Origin of the sequence: Flavobacterium sp. (assembly GCF_040383245.1) — a bacterium.
Classification (GTDB): Bacteria; Bacteroidota; Bacteroidia; order Flavobacteriales; family Flavobacteriaceae; genus Flavobacterium.
Window position 1 is genome coordinate 56,208 of the sequence record NZ_JBEIDX010000004.1, and the last position, 18,457, is coordinate 74,664.

Sequence of the window (18,457 nt, forward strand, 5' to 3'; positions counted from 1 at the left end):
GGGACATTTTTTGTTTCCATTCCTATCGGGGCTAGAAAGTAATGGTCTTTTGTGAAAATAGTATTAACCACCACCTTGTCTCTCCGATGTAGTAACAATCTTATTTTAAATTAATTATTTCAAAAGAAATAACAATTAAACAACGACTCTTTTTTTTAAATATAAAAATAATGTATATATTTGATAAAAATATGTTACATAATTGTAGTAATTAATCCAAAATAGATTTATATGTTTTTTTTTTGATTTATGCAACATTTTAAAATAGACATAATGCTTCTACAGAAATTTTCAACGAGAGACCTTTCGACTGTTTTATTAACGTTAGGACTGCTGACCGTTTTCTTTTTGCCGACCGAATTTTTATTTCACAACTCGACAACTTTTTGTATACATAAAAACTTACTGCAATTCGATTGCCCTGGTTGTGGTATGACAAGAGCATTAAACTGTTTAATGCACGGGCAATTCCAACAAGCATTTATTTTTAATATTGGTATCGCTCCGTTTACACTTTTAATAATTCAACATTATTCATCATACATCACGCAGCCAAATTTGACCGATACTTTTCGAAAAATATCTGTTTGGTTTTTAACCGCAACACTATTTACACAATACATTTTAAAAACAATTCAACACTTTGTATAAAATGGAAGAAACAAAATCACTTGAGGAAGCAAATCTATTACTTGGACTTGTATTGTGGCTAATTTTTTCATTACAATTCGCTGGTCTCAAATAAAACATTAGTAAAATCATTTTAATATAAATCATAAAATCAAACAATTATGTTCAAAGGAAATTCATCAGTGAGCTTTAGAAGCTCTAAAACAAAAGCAGACGTTATTAAAGTTGTGGAAGAACAACTTGAAATTTTAGGTAATGTTTCTGTATCATCTTCAGGTGGTATAAATGTAACAGGTTCTAAATTTACTGGATTCGGATTTAATACAAATATTGAAGGTCGTGTAAGCGACAGAGACGGAAGATTTTCAGTAAATGTCGACTTTGAAGCAAAGCCAGAAGTTGTAGGTTGGGCTGTAGCAATCTGTTTTTTTCCAATCGGTTTAGCAGTAATGATTTTGCCAAACAACGCTAAAGGTGATATGCAACGCAAATCTGACCAAGCATTGCAAGAAATAAAATCAATACTTGACGAAAAGTAACAAAAAAAGGAGCTGAATTTCAGCTCCTTTTTTATATAAATAAGTTTGGTAATTATTCTTTACTGGCCAAATAGCGTTCAGCGTCCAATGCAGCCATACAACCTGTTCCGGCTGCAGTAATTGCTTGGCGGTACACATGATCGGCAGCATCACCACCAACAAATACACCCGCAACATTAGTTTTAGAAGTACCTGGAGTATTTACAATATAACCAGTTTCATCTAGTGTTAGATAGTCTTTGAAAATATCCGTATTTGGTTTGTGTCCAATAGCGACAAAAAATCCAGTTGCAGGAATTTCATGGGTTGCACCAGAAACTCTGTTTTTAACACGAACAGCAGTGACTACTTGTCCGTCTCCCAAAACTTCATCGGTTTCGGTATTTAATAAAATCTCGATGTTTTCGGTTTTTCGTACACGTTCTGCCATGATTTTAGAGGCTCTAAATTGCTCGCTTCGCACCAACATGGTTACTTTCTTACAAAGTTTAGATAAGTAATGCGCTTCTTCGCAAGCCGAATCTCCAGCACCTACAATAACTACTTCTTGATTACGGTAGAAAAAGCCATCGCAAACCGCACATGCCGAAACACCACCACCCATTTTTAAATAATGTTGTTCGGAGTCTAATCCTAAATATTTAGCAGAAGCACCGGTAGAAATAATTATGGTATCGCAATGAATTTCTTTCTCGTCGTTGATCCACACTTTATGTACCGGCCCTGAAAAATCTACTTTGGTAACCCAACCATCTCTAACATCCGTTCCAAATCGTTCGGCTTGCTCTTGCAAGTTCATCATCATTTGTGGTCCTGTAATTCCTTCAGGATTTCCAGGATAATTTTCTACTTCATTTGTAGTTGTTAGTTGGCCTCCCGGTTGCGTACCTTGGTACAATACTGGATACATGTTTGCTCTTGATGCATATATAGCAGCAGTGTATCCCGCTGGTCCTGAGCCAATAATTAAGCATTTAATTTTTTCGATAGTAGTAGACATAAATTATTTTATTTAAGAATGGCAAAGGTAAGTTTTTATTAAAATATATCCCTAAAATTACTATTAGAAATATTGATGCTGTAATTAATTTAATTAATAATTGAAAACATTTTGAGAACCGATTAATTGTTTTTATATTTGCACTCGCTTTCGGGGTGTAGCGTAGCCCGGTTATCGCGCCTGCTTTGGGAGCAGGAGGCCGCAGGTTCGAATCCTGCCACCCCGACAAATAAAGCGTGGAACTTTTTATAAAGTTTACTTTGATAAAAAGTGAAAGGATTTGTTTAAATTAAAGCACCGCTTTAATTTGCAAAACATCCCCTAGAGGATCATATAATAATCCTGCCACCCCGACAAAAGTCTTTTCATTTTTATGAAAGGACTTTTGTCATTTATATAGAGTGCAAAAAAAAACCGAGTATAAACTCGGTTTTACTATTTTATTTTGTTGGCTTTTTGGTCAACACGGCGTTATCAACAAAACGTTTCATATCAATTTTTTGATCGCCATACAATTTGATTTCCGATTTACCAGAAGCATCAATTGATAAGGCGCCTTGAACTAATAAACTAACCGAAGAATAAGCTTCGCAAGTAAGCTCAGCATTTTTTGCAGTTAAACCTTTGGCTTCTAAATTGGCATTGTTATCTAAACGAACTTTTAATTGGGTAACATCACCGTTCACAAGTGCATCACTTTTTTGGTATAAATCCAAAGTTAAGTTGGTTGCAGTAACCAAAGCTTTTAAAGAAGCATTTTTACTTAAATTGATTACAGCATTTTCCCCTTTATCGTTTAATTCCGCTTTGGATTTATCATCCATCATTAAAGTGAAATTCTTAGAATTTGAATTTAAAAACAATTTGGAAAAATCGTAAGATTTAAAAGTAATATCATCCAATTCGATACTTGCAATTGCACTAACAACTGCTTCATTTCGAGAAATAACTTGTTTAAAGTCGTTGGTGTAGGTTACACGAATACTTAATTTTTTATAACTTGAAATGTCTTTTAAGGTAGATAATCGCAAGGTAGAACCACTTAAAGTAGCGTCAATAGCTTCATGTAAATTATCATCTGCCTCAATTTCTATTCCAAATTCATTTCCTTTTACTAAGAAAATTTCCAAATTATCAGCTATTTCTAAAGTAGTGAAACTTTCAATTTTTTTAATTTTAGAGGTAACAATCTTAGATCCCTTAATTTTTTCTTTCTTTTGAGAATAAGCAAAGGAAGTTGCAAAAACGAGCACAATAAGTAAGATAATTTTTTTCATGTTTGAATTTAGTTTATGCTACAAATTTATAATTTTTTTATTGCAGACAGAACAATTTTATGCTTTAAGTTTGATACTCCATTCAAATTCCATTTCAGTAACTATAACTCCTTGTTTGTTTCTGCCAATTGATTTTAGCCAAACAGTTTGTCCTTCGCCAGTAGCGATTGTTTTTTGGATAGCCTCTGAGATATTTCCTACATTGTTGCAAGTGAAATGGATTTTTCCATTTGCTTTTTTGTTGAAGGATGCTTTTGAGTTTAGTACCAACATCGATATGGATCTTTTGCTGTTTTTTATTTCATTCAGTACTAATGCGCCGGTAGTTAATTCGGCTCCCATAGCAAGCACGGCAAAGTAAATGGAGTGGAACGGATTTTTATTTATCCAGTTTTCTCTCACAGTTGCAGAACAGGAGTTTGAATTTATCTCTTTTAGTCGAACTCCGCACCAAAATGCTGAAGGTAGTTTAAAGAATAGAAAAGCATTGAGCTTGATTAGCGTCCAGTTCATAATTTTTTTATTGTAAATATAACTAATTTTCACAAAGCTTCATTTGTTAATAATTTGTTAAATTTAAGTACTTTGTATTGCATAATACTTTTTAAAGGTTGTATCTTTGCATAAGAAATTAATAGACTATATATAGTATGTTTAATTTCGAAATAAAAAAGGGAGAATAAATTTCAAAAAAATAAATTATGAATATTGAAAATACAAAGGCTCAAATGCGGAAAGGTGTTTTAGAATTTTGTATCTTATCGGTGTTAAAAGAAAAAGAAGCTTACACCTCAGAGATACTAGATACTTTAAAAAACGCAAAATTACTTGTAGTAGAGGGTACAGTTTATCCGCTGTTAACAAGATTAAAAAATGATGAATTGCTAAATTATCGTTGGGAAGAATCTACATCAGGGCCACCTAGAAAGTACTATGAATTAACAGAGCAAGGAAAAACTTTTTTAAATGAATTAAATGACACCTGGATAGAATTGTCAGATGCAGTAACTATAATAACTAATAAAAAATAAGAAATCATGAACAAAACAGTAAATATTAATATAGGAGGTTTATTTTTTCATATTGATGAAGATGCATACCAAAAATTATCAAAATATTTTGAAGCAGTAAAACGATCGCTAACTAATTCTTCCAGTAAAGAAGAGGTTATGAAAGATATTGAAATGCGTGTTGCTGAAATTTTATCAGAAAAACAAAAAAGTGAAAAACATGTAATTAACGGTAAAGATGTTGATGATGTTATAGCGGTTATGGGTCAGCCTGAAGATTATAGAATAGACGACGATGCTTCAGAGCCAGCACCTTCATATAATTATATTCATACTGGCAGAAAAAAATTATATCGTGATGAAGATAAAGGAATGATAGGAGGGGTGTGTACCGGGCTTGGGCATTACTTTGGAGTAGATTCTGTTTGGTTGCGTTTGTTCTTTTTATTATTGTTTTTTGGTTTTGGATCAGGGGTAATTGCCTATATTGTTTTATGGATTGCGATGCCAAAAGCAGTTACAACAGCAGAAAAATTAGAAATGACTGGAAAACCGGTTAACATTTCAGAAATTGAAAAAAAGGTTAAGGAGGAATTTGATAAAGTATCGGGTAAAATAAAAAATGTTGATTATGATGATCTTGGTAATCGAGTAAAGAATAGTGCCGAAACCTCTGGAAGTAAATTAGGAGGTGTTTTACAAACCATTTTTGAAACTTTCTCCAAAGTAATTGGAGTAATTATAATTATCTTCTCATCGATAGCTTTATTTGTGATAATTATTGCTTCTGGAGTTGCAATTTTCTCAAGTTCGTTGCCACAAAATACTTTGATTAATCATTTTAGAACTCCATTAGGATTAGAAACTCCAATGTGGATTCAAGGAACCTTGTTCTTATTGACTTTTGGAATTCCGTTTTTCTTCTTATTTGTTTTAGGATTGAAAATAGTTGTAACTAATTATAAATCAATTGGTAATATTGCAAAATATACGCTGATTGCTGTATGGAGTATTGCACTTTCTTTATTAATTACAATTGGAGTTAAAGAGTTTACTCAAATTTCATCAGAAGGTAAAGAGGTGAAAAAAGAAATAATTGCGCTTTCGCCAAACGATACGTTAAGAATTAGTTTTAAGAATAATGATTTTTATGATAAAGAAATCGATAATAGAGTTGATTTTAGATTGACTCAAGATGAAACTAACAGAGAAATCATCTATTCTAATAATGTTTCTATTAAAATATTACCAACTAAAGATACCGTTCCTTATTTGCAAATTGAAAAAATTGCCTTAGGTAAATCAATGGAAGAAGCTAGAAAGCGTGCCGAAAAAATTAAATACGGTTATAAAATAGAAGGAAATAAATTAGTGTTAGATAATTATTTAATTAGTCAAGTTGCTTCTAAATTTAGAAACCAAAAAGTGGAAATGTTTTTATACCTTCCATTGGGAACACAGTTTCAAGCTGATGCAAGCGTTCAAGTATATGATGAGTCAGAGGATGGTTATTTTAACTTGCATTTTTCATCAGACGACTACATTTATAAAGTTATGGATACTAAAGTAAAATGTACCAATTGCCCGCCCAATGAAAACGATGATTATGATACCACAATAACAGAAGAAGTAAATGAAATAGATGGTGATTCTGTTAAAACAGTTACAGTTAAAGTTAATAATGGAAAGAAAATAATTAAAACCGTAACTAAAACTCAAAATTACTAATCATGATAAAAATTGTAATATTTTGCACGAAACTATTAATATCAGCTGTGTTGGCGTTATTATTTTAGAAATTACTATTTATCTATTATAACAAGAAAAATCCCGATGAAAGTTGGGATTTTTTTATTTGGTTCAACAAAAGTTAAACCAATACCAATTAACTTCTGTTTTATTCAAATCTTTGTAATTTTGAATAAAAATTTGAGATGAAGATATTAATTACAGGAGCTACGGGTTTAATTGGAAAAGAATTAACAAATTTACTTCTGAAAGAAAATCATATTATTCATTATTTAACTACTTCGAAATTAAAAATTCAAAATCGAGAGAATTATTTTGGCTTTTATTGGAATCCCAAAGAAGGTAAAATTGACGAGAATTGTTTGGATGGAGTTGATGCGATAATTCATTTGGCAGGAGCTTCAATATCCAATAGATGGACTAATTCGTATAAGCAAGAATTAATTGAAAGTCGACTTTTATCTACTAATTTGTTGTTTCACTTAGTTAAAAAAAATCCCAAACAGGTAAAACATTTTATCTCAGCTTCCGGTACTGCAATCTATCCAGATAGTAATTCGGCTATATATGATGAAACTGCTTCAGAAATAGACCATTCCTTTTTAGGAAATCTAGTGGTCAAATGGGAGGAAAGTGCCGATCAATTTAATTTATTGAACATTAAAGTTGCTAAAATGCGCACTGGTGTGGTTTTTTCTGAAAACGGAGGTGCACTTCCTGAAATGATAAAACCTATAAAAATGTTTGCAGGCTCTGGTTTCGGGACTGGAAAACAACTGCAAACTTGGATTCACATCAATGATATTGCAAGGCTATATTATTTTACATTACAAAACGAAATAGAAGGCGTAATAAATGCTGTTGCACCAAATCCTATTTCCAATCAAGAATTAACAAGATGTATTGCAAAACATTTACATCGCCCTTTGTTTTTGCCTAATGTATCAAAAATGGTAATGAAATTAATTTTAGGAGAAATGCATATTTTACTATTTAATAATAAAAATATTATTCCAAGAAGAGCTTTAGAACTTGGTTTTCAATTTGAATATCCTTCAGCAGATTTGGCATTATCCAATCTTATTAAATAAAAAAAAAGTTCTAGTTATCGCTAGAACTTTTTTCATTTTGAATTAATGCTATTTCTTGCCTTTCGGCCAAATGTAAACCTTTTATATTCCAAATGTAGCGATAACTATGCTACAACAATCTTAAAATTATATTAAAGTTTCTATATCTCGAGTAATTAGCTTTTTTGTAAAAATAAATTTAAGTGACAATTTGACATTTTTACAGAAATGGCAGTACTTTTGCAATCCGATATCGGAATAGTAATAAATCATGAATCTTAAAGATATATTTAAAAATAAAAATACCATGAGTACGGAAAAAACGGACAAAGAAATTCTTGAAAATGAAATGAACCTTAATACTGAAGCAACTGCTACAGATGAAACAGTTTTAGGTAATGAAAATGAAGGGGTGGAAGAAGATGCACTTAGTACGGAACAAAAATTAGAGTTAGAATTATCTAGTGAAAAAGATAAATTTTTACGTCTTTTTGCTGAGTTTGAAAACTACAAAAAAAGAACCTCTAAAGAAAGAATGGATTTGTTTAAAACTGCCAATCAAGAAGTTTTACAAGCCATGTTGCCAGTTTTAGACGATTTTGACAGAGCCTTAGTAGAAATTGGAAAATCTCAAGATGATGCTTTGTTGCAAGGGGTAAGTTTAATTCATGAAAAATTCAAATCAACACTTTTTTCTAAAGGGCTAGAAGAAGTTGAAGTGCGTGCTGGTGATGCTTTTAATGCCGATTATGCCGAAGCAATTACACAAATACCAGCGGCATCAGATGCTATGAAAGGAAAAATTGTGGATGTACTTGAAAAGGGATATAAGTTAGGAGATAAAATTATTCGTTTTCCAAAAGTTGTTATTGGGAATTAATTTTGATGATTTAAAATTTAGTTCAAAACTATATTTATGAAAAAAGATTTTTACGAAATACTTGGTATCACAAAGAGTGCTTCCCCAGATGAAATTAAAAAAGCATATAGAAAAAAAGCTTTAGAATTTCATCCTGATAAAAACCCGGGTGATGCAAAAGCAGAAGAGAATTTCAAGGCTTGTGCTGAAGCATACGAAGTGTTAAGTGATGCAAGTAAAAAAGCGAAATACGATCAATATGGTCACCAAGCATTTGATGGTGGTGGAGGTTTTGGCGGCGGAGGTCATCACATGAATATGGATGATATTTTCAGCCAGTTTGGAGATATTTTTGGCGGCGGATTTGGCGGTGGTTTCGGAGGAAATTCTGGCGGACCGCGTCGTGTAAAAGGAAGTAATCTTCGAATTAAAGTTAAACTTACTTTAGAAGAAATCGCGAATGGAGTGGAGAAAAAAGTTAAAGTAAAACGAAAAATCCAAGCGCCAGGCGTAAAATATAAAACCTGTTCAACCTGTAATGGGCAAGGACAAGTACTTAGAGTGACTAACACTATTTTGGGTAGAATGCAAACTTCTGCAACTTGTTCTTCTTGTGGTGGAGCTGGGCAAACTATTGATAGCAAGCCAAATAATGCCGATGCATATGGAATGATAATGGAAGACGAAACCGTTTCTATTAAAATTCCTGCAGGTGTTGTTGACGGAATGCAACTTAAAGTTTCTGGCAAAGGAAATGATGCTCCAGGTAATGGTATTCCGGGTGATTTAATTGTTGCTATTGAAGAGCTAGAACACGAATTTTTAAAACGTGAAGGAGAGAACTTACATTATGATTTATACATCAGTTTTCCCGAAGCTGTGTTAGGAGTTTCTAAAGAAATTGAAGCGGTTAATGGAAAAGTTCGAATCAAATTGGAAGAAGGGATTCAATCGGGTAAAATATTACGATTGAAAGGAAAAGGAATTCCAAGTTTAAACAGTTATGGTAACGGAGATTTATTGGTGCATATTAATGTATGGACTCCAAAAACACTAAATAAAGAACAACGCATTTTCTTTGAAAATTCATTATCGGATGTGAATTTTGTTCCGCATCCTGAAAAAGGAGATAAATCATTTTTTGATAAAGTAAAAGATATGTTCTCCTAATTTTTTTTGCATTTAAAATAAATTTACTTTTTTAGTATTTGATTTTACTTGCATTTTTTCCCATCCTAATGTTTACATAAGGGTGGGTTTTTTGTAACATTTTCATAGATTTTCATACTAATTCTGTACTTTTACAAATTACATAAGCATAATAAATAATTTATGAGTAACATTCTTGAAGTTCACAAGGTAGTTAAGCAATATGGCGATTACACTGCACTAAATGAAGTTTCCTTAACTATTCCTAAAGGCAGTATTTATGGTCTTTTGGGCCCGAATGGTGCAGGAAAAACCTCGTTAATTCGAATCATCAATCAAATAACCATGCCCGATAGTGGGGAAATTATTTTAGATGGTCAACTTTTAAAGCCTGAAGACGTGCAATATATTGGATACATGCCCGAAGAGCGAGGATTGTACAAGTCAATGAAAGTAGGGGAACAGTGTTTGTATTTAGCTCAGCTTAAAGGACTATCTAAATCGGATGCCAAAAAGCAACTTAAATACTGGTTTGAACGATTGGAAATTCAAGGATGGTGGGATAAAAAAATTCAAGAATTATCAAAAGGGATGGCTCAGAAAATTCAGTTTGTGGTAACGGTTTTGCACAAACCTAAATTGCTTATTCTAGACGAACCTTTTTCTGGTTTTGATCCGGTTAATGCCAATTTGATAAAAGACGAAATTATCGAGTTAAACAAACAAGGAACTTCAGTTATATTTTCTACCCACCGAATGGAAAGTGTAGAAGAAATGTGTGATCACATTGCCTTAATTCATAAATCGAATAAGTTAATTGAAGGTAAATTATCCGATGTAAAAAAACAATTCAGAACAAACAGTTATGAAGTGGGTATTTTGTGTGATAACAACGAAAGTGTAATGCAGGAGTTATCTCAGAAATTCAAAGTAAATCCAACTGATTTTAATTCATTAAATGAAGAATTAAAATTAGAAATTCAATTGGATTCAACCTCTCAAAATGACCTATTGCAATTGTTATTGCAAAAAGGTCAAGTAACCCATTTTGTAGAAAAAATTCCTAGTGTAAACGATATTTTCATTAAAACAGTAACGGAGTAATGAGTAAACTAGCCTTAATCGTTAAGAGAGAATTTATTGCTAAAGTTCGTAATAAATCATTTATTGTAATGACTTTTTTAAGTCCGTTACTTTTTGTTGGTATTGCCTTATTTGTTGGGTATTTAAGCAATATGAAATCCGATTTAAAAACCATTGCAATTCATGATGAAACTGGAAGATTTGTAAATGAGTTTAAAAGTGATAAAGAATATAAATACCTTAATTTATCTAAGGTTGATGTAAAAGTATTGAGAGATAGCGTACTTAATGAAAGCTATGAAGGACTTCTTGTAATCCCTAATAATTCTCAAAATGATTCTTTGCAAAATCAGGTGCAATTTATTTCAAATGATAGTCCGAGTATTGTTTATATAAGTGAATTGGAAGACGTTATTACTAAAAAAATGACGGCCGAAAACTTTCAAAGAGTAGGATTAGATACCTTAAAAATTAACAAAGCTAAAGCTGATGTTTCTATTCAATTAAATAAGGCTTCGGGTGAAACCGCTTTGAAAGGGTTGAATGAAATTAAGATATTTATTGGCGGTGCTTTTGGGTATTTAATCATGATGTTCATTATTATATATGGAAATATGGTTATGAGAAGTGTGATTGAAGAAAAAACATCGCGTATTATTGAAGTAATTATTTCCTCAGTAAAGCCATTCCAATTGATGATGGGAAAAATTATTGGAACCTCACTAGCAGGAATCCTTCAGTTTTTAATTTGGGCCATCTTGGGATTAGCTGCAATGTTTGTGATGACTTCTGTATTTGGAGCGCAAATGGGTGCTACCACTGATGCACAAACCCAAGCTTTGCAAGCAGCTCAAAATCAAATGGGTGGAGAATTGCAATTGTATTTAAATGAAATTTTAAATCTTCCAATAGCTACAATTTTGGTCAGTTTTATTATTTATTTTATTGGAGGCTACTTTTTATACAGTTCTTTTTATGCGGCTATTGGTGCGGCTGTTGATAATGAAACCGATTCGCAACAATTCTTAATGCCAATCATAATGCCTTTAATATTGGGAGTTTATATTGGTTTCTTTACCGTTGTAAATGATCCAAATGGAACTGTTGCAACTGTATTTTCTATGGTGCCATTAACCTCTCCAATAGTAATGATGATGCGAATTCCGTTTGGTGTTCCTTTATGGCAAATTGTGCTTTCTATTACTATTTTATTTGGAACCTTTTTTGGAGTGGTGTGGTTTGCATCCAAGATTTACCGTGTAGGAATTTTAATGTATGGTAAAAAACCAACCTGGAAAGAACTCTATAAGTGGCTTAAATATTAATTTCAAATCAGTAAATTATGTCTAGAATATTAATCATTGAGGACGAAGCGTCTATTAGAAGGGTTTTAACCAAAATTCTTTCAGAGGAGAGCGATACCTATTTGGTAGACGAAGCCGAGGATGGAGTTCAGGGACTTGAAAAAATAAAAAACACCGATTACGATTTGGTTTTGTGTGATATCAAAATGCCAAAAATGGATGGAGTTGAGCTGCTTGAGGCAGTGAAGAAAATCAAACCTGAAATTCCGATGGTCATGATTTCTGGACACGGTGATATGGAAACGGCAATTCAAACGATGCGATTGGGAGCCTTTGATTATATTTCTAAACCACCCGATTTAAATCGGTTATTGAATACGGTTCGTAATGCTTTAGATAAAAAGCAACTGGTAGTTGAGAATAAAATCCTGAAGAAAAAAGTCAGTAAGAATTATGAGATAATCGGAAATTCGGAACCAATTATCGCAATCAAACAAATGATTGAGAAAGTTGCCCAAACCGATGCCCGTGTATTAATTACGGGGCCAAACGGAACGGGAAAAGAGTTGGTTGCACACCAACTTCATGAAAAAAGTGAGCGTGCCGATTTTTCATTAATTGAAGTAAACTGTGCTGCAATTCCTTCAGAATTGATTGAAAGTGAATTATTTGGTCATGTAAAAGGTGCCTTTACTTCGGCAGTGAAAGATCGAGCGGGAAAATTTGAAGCCGCTGATGGCGGTACAATTTTCTTAGATGAAATTGGAGATATGAGTTTGGCAGCTCAAGCCAAAGTATTACGGGCCTTACAAGAAAATTTGGTTCAGCGTGTAGGCGCCGATAAAGATATTAAAGTGAATGTGCGCGTTATTGCGGCTACCAATAAAGACCTTAAAAAAGAAATTGAAGAAGGTCGTTTCAGAGAAGATTTATACCATCGTTTAGCGGTAATATTTATTAAAGTTCCGTCATTAAATGAACGCCGAGATGATATACCTTTGCTTTTAGAACATTTTGCTTCAAAAATAGCAGAAGAACAAGGTAATACTCCAAAAACATTTTCAAAGGAAGCAGTTAAACTCTTGCAAGTTTATGATTGGACTGGAAATATTCGTGAGCTAAGAAATGTTGTAGAACGATTGATAATTCTTGGCGGAAACGAAATATCTGAACAAGATGTAAAATTGTTTGCAAGTAAATAAAGAATAAAATGCAGTTAAAAAAAATAAATCCCAATCTTCAACAAGCACTTCTGGAACATGAATTAACAGAAGCCAATGAGATGCAGCAAGAAACTTTTTCAACAATAAAAAGTGGGGTAGATGCGGTTATTCAATCGCCTAAAGGATCTGGAAAGACTACAACTATTGTGTTAAATGTGATTCAACGTTTAGAGAAAACAGTAGGCGAGTGTACGCGTGCTTTGATTATTGTAGAAAATAAGGAGAAAGTGTTAGAGATGGAAGAGCTCTTCTTAAAACTAGGAACTTACACCGATTTAAGCATTTTAGGAGTTCATGATAAAGGCGATATTGATTACGATAAAAATATTATTTCTTTAGGTTTAGATATCTTAATTGGAACACCAAATCGAGTGAATGCTTTGTTTTCATCTGCTGGATTTAATATCAATACCATCCGAATGTTTGTAGTAGATGATTCAGAAATATTGTTTAGAAACCGAATGGATTCGGTTATTTTAAGATTGTCGGCAAGTATCGATAAAACACAGCGAATTTTCTTTTGCTCCGAAATAACAGAACGAGTTGAAGTATTGGCAGAAAAAATAATGATTGAACCTCTTTTCTTCGAAATGGAAGAAGAGGAATAAAACAACATAAAAAAATATAAATATGGGCTTAATAAAAATATTTTCGGGAGAAGAAATTCTAGCAGTGAGTTTGAAAGAACGATTGGAAGAAGCAGAAATTGCTGTGGTAATTAGAAATAACAATCAAGCGAATGTATTACCAAGCATTTCTTCGCCAAAAGCGGTTGAATTGTTTATTCAAGAAGTCGATTATGGTAAAGCTAATCCAGTGATTGAAGAATTTAGATTGAGTTTATAGTTTAGATATTATAAAATAATTTTGAAGTTGATTCAAATTTTGTAATTTTATAAAAAAATGCCATGAAATATTTACTTTTTTTTGCGGTTTTATTTGTTCAAATTTCTTGTGATTCTAACTCTGATAATTATGTAATTAATCAGAATCCAAATAAGGTTATGTTGTTGAAAGTGGATTATGAAACCAATACTTTTGAAGGTGGCAATGAAACCATTTTTCCTAGTTCAACTTCAACATTTACGGTAACAAATCAAGTAATTCCACCTGCAGATTTTGGAAATATTAAATTGTTTTACAGTGAATTAAATACTAAAATATTTGATGGTGATATCATTTGGATGGGTGATGGTCAAATACATTTTCCAACATCTTTTTTATCTGCAAATCAATACAACTTTATAAACACATTAGTCCCAATAGCAGATCCAGTTTTTGAGAATGTTTATAACCCGGATAATATTAATTACAATTATTCAGAAATTTTTAATGCAATTCGCTACTTAGAAATTGTAAATCAATACAGAGCAAGCAACCCTAATGCAACTGTAAAATTATTCTTGTACACGCCTGGCGTAGGTATTGGTGATCCAAGCCAATGGAAATGGATTTTTATTATTAAAAATTAGAATTGGTATAAACTTTAATTCTAAACATTTAATCTATCTTTGCACCTTTAAAAAATAAGTCGATTGGAGCTTCTGCTTTATCTTCTTACTTCCAACTTTATAAAAATGATTACAATTAACGATATTTCCGTTCAATTTGGCGGAACTACCTTATTTAGCGATGTTACTTTTGCTATAAATGAAAACGACAAAATTGCCTTAATGGGTAAAAATGGCGCCGGTAAATCAACGCTTTTAAAAATTATTGCAGGAGCTTCAAAACCATCAACTGGTAATGTTTCGGTTCCTAAAGATGCAGTAGTAGCCTATTTGCCGCAGCATTTACTAACTACAGACGGAGCAACTGTTATGGAAGAAGCTTCAAAAGCATTTGGAGAAATCTTCAAAATGAAAGCTGAAATTGATGAAATCAATGAGCAATTAACCATTCGTACGGATTATGAAAGTGATGCTTACATGAAACTTATTGAACGAGTTTCCGATTTGAGTGAAAAGTTTTATGCAATTGAAGAAATAAACTACGAAGCTGAGGTTGAAAAAATATTAGTTGGATTAGGTTTTGAAAGAGAAGACTTTACGCGTCAAACCTCTGAATTTTCAGGTGGTTGGAGAATGCGAATTGAATTGGCTAAAATTCTTTTGCAAAAACCCGATTTAATTTTGTTGGATGAGCCAACCAACCACATGGATATCGAAAGTATTCAGTGGCTTGAAGATTTCTTAATTAATTCTGCCAAGGCAGTCGTTGTGATTTCACACGATAGAGCCTTTGTTGATAATATCACCAATAGGACTATTGAAGTTACTATGGGGCGTATTTATGATTATAAAGCAAAGTATTCTCATTACTTAGAATTGCGTAAAGACCGAAGATTACACCAACAAAAAGCGTATGATGAGCAACAAAAAATGATTGCAGATAATCAAGCTTTTATTGATCGATTTAAAGGGACATTCTCTAAAACTGACGCGGTTCAATCTCGTGTTAAAATGCTTGAAAAATTGGAAATCGTTCAAGTGGATGAAATTGATACCTCTGCTCTAAAATTAAAATTTCCACCTGCTGTGAGATCTGGAAATTATCCGGTAATTGTTAAAGATTTATGTAAAGCATACGGAGAAAAAGAAATTTTTAGAGATGCCAATATTGTAATTGAGCGTGGTCAAAAAGTAGCTTTTGTAGGGAAAAACGGAGAAGGAAAATCGACCATGATTAAAGCAATCATGAAGGAAATTGAAATCAATAGTGGTTCGGTTGAAATTGGGCATAATGCACAAATTGGATATTTTGCTCAAAATCAAGCTTCTTTATTAGACGAAAATGCAACTATTTTTTCTACTATTGATGATATTGCCGTTGGAGATATTCGTACTAAGATAAAAGATATTTTAGGTGCGTTTATGTTTCATGGAGATGATGTTACCAAGAAAGTGAAAGTACTATCAGGAGGAGAAAAAACCCGTTTAGCAATGATCAAATTATTGTTAGAACCTGTTAATCTTTTAATTCTAGATGAGCCTTCTAATCATTTGGATATGAAGACTAAAGACATTATTAAAGATGCTCTTAGAGACTTTGACGGAACGTTAATTTTGGTTTCACACGATAGAGATTTTCTTGATGGATTAGCCACCAAAGTTTTTGAATTTGGGAATAAAAGAGTGAAAGAACATTTTGAAGATATTAAAGGATTTTTAGCTCATAAAAAAATGGACTCTTTAAAAGAGATTGAAAAATAAATATGAATATTTCCCAATACACCAAAGAATTTAAATACAATCTGCAATTAGCTTATCCAGTGGTTTTGGGTATGCTTGGGCATACCTTAATTATGATTGTTGATAACATCATGGTGGGTAAATTGGGCTCTACCGAATTGGCTGCGGTTTCATTGGCAAACAGTATGATTTTTGTGGCTTTATCACTCGGAATAGGTTTTTCTACAGCGATAACACCAATTGTAGGTGAAGCCGATGCAGAAAAAGATTCCGGAAAAATTCGTTCCGCTTTTCATAATGGATTGTTCCTTTGTGTAATCTTAGGGTTTCTATTGTTTGGTTTAGTTGTATTAGGTAAACCAATTATGGAAATGTTGCACCAGCCTAAAGAAGTGATTGTTTTGGCCAAACCCTTTTTAGATTGGGTTGGTTTTTCGCTGGTTCCTTTAATAATTTATCAAGGATATAAGCAATTTGCGGATGGTTTATCCATGACCAAATACTCTATGTACGCTATAGTAATGGCGAATATTCTTCATGTTATTATTAACTATTGCTTGATATATGGCGTTTGGATTTTTCCAAAAATGGGCATTGTTGGCGCTGCATTGGGAACGGTAATTTCTAGGATTGCTATGGTTGTTTTTATGCACATCATATTGTCGAGACAAGAGCAGTTAAAAACATATTTCCATAATTTTAGTTTTTCTGAAATAAAAAAAGAAACCATTCAAAAAATTGTCAATTTAGGAGTTCCTTCCGCTTTGCAAATGTTATTTGAAGTAGTGCTATTTACAGCAGCTATATGGCTTTGTGGAAACATTGGTAAAACAAGTCAGGCTGCCAATCAAATTGCATTGAGTTTGGCTTCCATGACCTTTATGTTTGCCATGGGATTGAGTGTGGTTTCCATGATTCGAGTGAGTAATCAAAAAGGGTTGAATGACTACAAAAACTTGGTTGTTGTAGCGCGATCTATATTTTTATTAGTTATTTTAATCGAAATAGTTTTTGCTATTTTATTTATTGTTTTGCACAACATCGTCCCTTCATTATTTTTAGATATGAGCGATACCAAGCAGTTATTAGATAATAAAGAAGTAGTTTTTATTGCTGCAAAATTACTTTTGGTTGCTGCTGTTTTTCAAATCTCCGATGGAATCCAAGTAGTTGTGTTAGGTGCTTTACGCGGATTGCAGGATGTTAAAATCCCTATGTATCTTACATTTATTGCTTATTGGTTAATTGGATTTCCTATTTCTTATTATTTAGGCGAATACACCGAATTGAAAGCAGTAGGAGTGTGGATTGGTTTATTAGCAGGTTTATCAGCTGCAGCTTTATTTCTATACATTCGATTCCATTTAATTACTAAAAAGTTAATAAAAGAGAATTCCTAGCTTTACGTTTGTAACAATTCATTAAAAGCTTCGTATAACAATAAATTAAAACATTTTAAAATGATACTATTAATTATTATTGGGTTTATTTTAGTTATTGCTGGTTTTTCTTTGAAAGACAATACTAATCCGTTATCTAAATTTTCTGGCAGCATTCGAATCATTGGTTTTTTAGTAATTGGACTAGGGATTTTATCCTCTATGTTCAAACAAATTGACGCGGGTAAAGTAGGAGTAAAATCGCTTTACGGAAATGTACAGCCTGATGTTTTAGAGAGTGGATTGCATGTAATTAATCCGTTATTGGATATTACCGTTTTTGATATTCAAACGCAAAACTATACCATGTCGGCTATTCACAGTGAAGGTGCGCAAGAAGGTGATGATGCGATTAGAGTTTTATCAAACGATGGTTTGGAAGTGGTAATTGACTTAACCGTTTTATACCGTGTTATACCTAATGAAGCACCAAAAATTCTTAAAGGAATTGGTGAAAATTATACGGATAAAATTGTCCGTCCAATTACAAGAACTCGTATTCGCGACAACGCAGTTTATTATGATGCCGTGGCTTTATATTCTACCAAAAGAAATGAATTTCAACAACGAATTTTTAAAACCATAGAGGATGACTTCAAAAAAAGAGGTCTGGTTTTAGAGCAATTGTTGATTAGAAATATCAATTTACCGACTTCGGTTAAAACTACTATTGAAAGTAAAATTAACGCGGAGCAAGACGCACAAAAAATGCAGTTCGTACTTCAAAAAGAAAAACAAGAAGCTGAGCGAAAAAGAGTAGAAGCACAAGGTATTGCTGATTATCAAAGAATCATTTCAACCAATTTAACAGATAAACAATTACAATACGAACAAATTAAAGCCCAAAAAGAATTGGCTGCTTCCCCAAATACCAAAATTATTTTTATGGGAAAAAACAATGGTTCTGTAATTTTATCAGATAAATAATACTTTA

Annotated in this window: 19 protein-coding genes and 1 tRNA gene; 17 read left to right on the forward strand and 3 right to left on the reverse strand. The window is 32.5% G+C overall.

Features of this window, described 5'->3' with window-relative positions:
* Nucleotides 1-273 precede the first annotated feature (273 nt).
* Both ABWO08_RS03105 and ABWO08_RS03110 read left to right on the forward strand, forming a co-directional pair.
* Nucleotides 274-651, forward strand: a complete 378-nt coding sequence (locus tag ABWO08_RS03105) for a DUF2752 domain-containing protein (protein ID WP_353083593.1) — start codon at nucleotides 274-276, stop codon at nucleotides 649-651.
* 161 nt (nucleotides 652-812) lie between these two features.
* The gene (locus tag ABWO08_RS03110; protein ID WP_353083594.1) at nucleotides 813-1,169 is read left to right on the forward strand and encodes a hypothetical protein; all 357 of its coding nucleotides are present in this window, start codon (nucleotides 813-815) and stop codon (nucleotides 1,167-1,169) included.
* A 52-nt stretch (nucleotides 1,170-1,221) separates the two neighbouring features.
* Here ABWO08_RS03110 and trxB read toward each other — a convergent pair whose 3' ends face one another.
* Nucleotides 1,222-2,169 (reverse strand): thioredoxin-disulfide reductase, encoded by a 948-nt coding sequence (trxB, locus tag ABWO08_RS03115; RefSeq protein ID WP_353083595.1) that lies wholly within the window; start codon nucleotides 2,167-2,169, stop codon nucleotides 1,222-1,224.
* Between the two features lie 151 nt (nucleotides 2,170-2,320).
* On the opposite strand from trxB, the gene ABWO08_RS03120 reads away from it, so the two are divergent.
* A tRNA-Pro gene (locus tag ABWO08_RS03120) sits at nucleotides 2,321-2,395 on the forward strand.
* Between the two features lie 214 nt (nucleotides 2,396-2,609).
* Here the strand turns inward: ABWO08_RS03120 and ABWO08_RS03125 are convergent.
* Entirely contained in the window at nucleotides 2,610-3,446 is an 837-nt protein-coding gene (locus tag ABWO08_RS03125) for a GIN domain-containing protein (protein WP_353083596.1), read from the reverse strand.
* Between the two features lie 57 nt (nucleotides 3,447-3,503).
* On the reverse strand, nucleotides 3,504-3,959 hold the full coding sequence (locus ABWO08_RS03130; protein ID WP_353083597.1) for a DUF4442 domain-containing protein: 456 nt from the start codon (nucleotides 3,957-3,959) through the stop codon (nucleotides 3,504-3,506).
* Nucleotides 3,960-4,147: 188 nt separating this feature from the next.
* On the opposite strand from ABWO08_RS03130, the gene ABWO08_RS03135 reads away from it, so the two are divergent.
* The 14 genes from ABWO08_RS03135 to ABWO08_RS03200 all read left to right on the forward strand — a co-directional run bounded on the left by ABWO08_RS03135 (nucleotide 4,148) and on the right by ABWO08_RS03200 (nucleotide 18,450).
* On the forward strand, nucleotides 4,148-4,477 hold the full coding sequence (locus ABWO08_RS03135; protein ID WP_353083598.1) for a PadR family transcriptional regulator: 330 nt from the start codon (nucleotides 4,148-4,150) through the stop codon (nucleotides 4,475-4,477).
* Between the two features lie 6 nt (nucleotides 4,478-4,483).
* The gene (locus ABWO08_RS03140) at nucleotides 4,484-6,184 is read left to right on the forward strand and encodes a PspC domain-containing protein (protein WP_353083599.1); all 1,701 of its coding nucleotides are present in this window, start codon (nucleotides 4,484-4,486) and stop codon (nucleotides 6,182-6,184) included.
* A 206-nt stretch (nucleotides 6,185-6,390) separates the two neighbouring features.
* On the forward strand, nucleotides 6,391-7,296 hold the full coding sequence (locus ABWO08_RS03145; protein WP_353083600.1) for a TIGR01777 family oxidoreductase: 906 nt from the start codon (nucleotides 6,391-6,393) through the stop codon (nucleotides 7,294-7,296).
* A gap of 250 nt (nucleotides 7,297-7,546) precedes the next feature.
* Nucleotides 7,547-8,155, forward strand: coding sequence for a nucleotide exchange factor GrpE (locus tag ABWO08_RS03150; RefSeq protein WP_353083601.1), 609 nt, complete (start codon nucleotides 7,547-7,549; stop codon nucleotides 8,153-8,155).
* Between the two features lie 36 nt (nucleotides 8,156-8,191).
* Entirely contained in the window at nucleotides 8,192-9,304 is a 1,113-nt protein-coding gene (dnaJ, locus tag ABWO08_RS03155) for a molecular chaperone DnaJ (RefSeq protein WP_353083602.1), read from the forward strand.
* Between the two features lie 162 nt (nucleotides 9,305-9,466).
* On the forward strand, nucleotides 9,467-10,387 hold the full coding sequence (locus ABWO08_RS03160) for an ABC transporter ATP-binding protein (RefSeq protein WP_353083603.1): 921 nt from the start codon (nucleotides 9,467-9,469) through the stop codon (nucleotides 10,385-10,387).
* Nucleotides 10,387-11,691: an ABC transporter permease gene (locus ABWO08_RS03165; RefSeq protein ID WP_353083604.1), complete on the forward strand. Its 1,305-nt coding sequence runs from the start codon at nucleotides 10,387-10,389 to the stop codon at nucleotides 11,689-11,691. The genes ABWO08_RS03160 and ABWO08_RS03165 overlap by 1 nt, the downstream gene beginning before the upstream one ends.
* A 17-nt stretch (nucleotides 11,692-11,708) precedes the next feature.
* Nucleotides 11,709-12,872 (forward strand): sigma-54-dependent transcriptional regulator, encoded by a 1,164-nt coding sequence (locus tag ABWO08_RS03170; RefSeq protein WP_353083605.1) that lies wholly within the window; start codon nucleotides 11,709-11,711, stop codon nucleotides 12,870-12,872.
* Nucleotides 12,873-12,880: 8 nt separating this feature from the next.
* Nucleotides 12,881-13,501 carry a DEAD/DEAH box helicase gene (locus ABWO08_RS03175; RefSeq protein WP_353083606.1) on the forward strand — a complete coding sequence of 207 codons (621 nt, stop codon included), beginning with the start codon at nucleotides 12,881-12,883 and terminating at the stop codon, nucleotides 13,499-13,501.
* A 22-nt stretch (nucleotides 13,502-13,523) separates the two neighbouring features.
* Nucleotides 13,524-13,739, forward strand: a complete 216-nt coding sequence (locus ABWO08_RS03180; RefSeq protein ID WP_353083607.1) for a putative signal transducing protein — start codon at nucleotides 13,524-13,526, stop codon at nucleotides 13,737-13,739.
* 62 nt (nucleotides 13,740-13,801) lie between these two features.
* Nucleotides 13,802-14,365, forward strand: a complete 564-nt coding sequence (locus ABWO08_RS03185) for a hypothetical protein (RefSeq protein ID WP_353083608.1) — start codon at nucleotides 13,802-13,804, stop codon at nucleotides 14,363-14,365.
* A gap of 105 nt (nucleotides 14,366-14,470) precedes the next feature.
* Nucleotides 14,471-16,105, forward strand: a complete 1,635-nt coding sequence (locus tag ABWO08_RS03190; RefSeq protein ID WP_353083609.1) for an ABC-F family ATP-binding cassette domain-containing protein — start codon at nucleotides 14,471-14,473, stop codon at nucleotides 16,103-16,105.
* Nucleotides 16,106-16,107: 2 nt separating this feature from the next.
* Nucleotides 16,108-17,484: an MATE family efflux transporter gene (locus ABWO08_RS03195; protein WP_353083610.1), complete on the forward strand. Its 1,377-nt coding sequence runs from the start codon at nucleotides 16,108-16,110 to the stop codon at nucleotides 17,482-17,484.
* Between the two features lie 60 nt (nucleotides 17,485-17,544).
* Complete coding sequence (locus tag ABWO08_RS03200; RefSeq protein WP_353083611.1) at nucleotides 17,545-18,450, forward strand: prohibitin family protein; 906 nt, start codon at nucleotides 17,545-17,547, stop codon at nucleotides 18,448-18,450.
* Nucleotides 18,451-18,457 lie beyond the last annotated feature (7 nt).

Coding starts and splice junctions, on each gene's coding strand:
- ABWO08_RS03105 (WP_353083593.1), top strand. CDS start 274: ATGCTTCTACAGAAATTTTCAACGAGAGACCTTTCGACTGTTTTATTA.
- trxB (WP_353083595.1), bottom strand. CDS start 2,169: ATGTCTACTACTATCGAAAAAATTAAATGCTTAATTATTGGCTCAGGA.
- ABWO08_RS03125 (WP_353083596.1), bottom strand. CDS start 3,446: ATGAAAAAAATTATCTTACTTATTGTGCTCGTTTTTGCAACTTCCTTT.
- ABWO08_RS03130 (WP_353083597.1), bottom strand. CDS start 3,959: ATGAACTGGACGCTAATCAAGCTCAATGCTTTTCTATTCTTTAAACTA.
- ABWO08_RS03135 (WP_353083598.1), top strand. CDS start 4,148: ATGAATATTGAAAATACAAAGGCTCAAATGCGGAAAGGTGTTTTAGAA.
- ABWO08_RS03140 (WP_353083599.1), top strand. CDS start 4,484: ATGAACAAAACAGTAAATATTAATATAGGAGGTTTATTTTTTCATATT.
- ABWO08_RS03145 (WP_353083600.1), top strand. CDS start 6,391: ATGAAGATATTAATTACAGGAGCTACGGGTTTAATTGGAAAAGAATTA.
- ABWO08_RS03150 (WP_353083601.1), top strand. CDS start 7,547: ATGAATCTTAAAGATATATTTAAAAATAAAAATACCATGAGTACGGAA.
- dnaJ (WP_353083602.1), top strand. CDS start 8,192: ATGAAAAAAGATTTTTACGAAATACTTGGTATCACAAAGAGTGCTTCC.
- ABWO08_RS03160 (WP_353083603.1), top strand. CDS start 9,467: ATGAGTAACATTCTTGAAGTTCACAAGGTAGTTAAGCAATATGGCGAT.
- ABWO08_RS03165 (WP_353083604.1), top strand. CDS start 10,387: ATGAGTAAACTAGCCTTAATCGTTAAGAGAGAATTTATTGCTAAAGTT.
- ABWO08_RS03170 (WP_353083605.1), top strand. CDS start 11,709: ATGTCTAGAATATTAATCATTGAGGACGAAGCGTCTATTAGAAGGGTT.
- ABWO08_RS03175 (WP_353083606.1), top strand. CDS start 12,881: ATGCAGTTAAAAAAAATAAATCCCAATCTTCAACAAGCACTTCTGGAA.
- ABWO08_RS03180 (WP_353083607.1), top strand. CDS start 13,524: ATGGGCTTAATAAAAATATTTTCGGGAGAAGAAATTCTAGCAGTGAGT.
- ABWO08_RS03185 (WP_353083608.1), top strand. CDS start 13,802: ATGAAATATTTACTTTTTTTTGCGGTTTTATTTGTTCAAATTTCTTGT.
- ABWO08_RS03190 (WP_353083609.1), top strand. CDS start 14,471: ATGATTACAATTAACGATATTTCCGTTCAATTTGGCGGAACTACCTTA.
- ABWO08_RS03195 (WP_353083610.1), top strand. CDS start 16,108: ATGAATATTTCCCAATACACCAAAGAATTTAAATACAATCTGCAATTA.
- ABWO08_RS03200 (WP_353083611.1), top strand. CDS start 17,545: ATGATACTATTAATTATTATTGGGTTTATTTTAGTTATTGCTGGTTTT.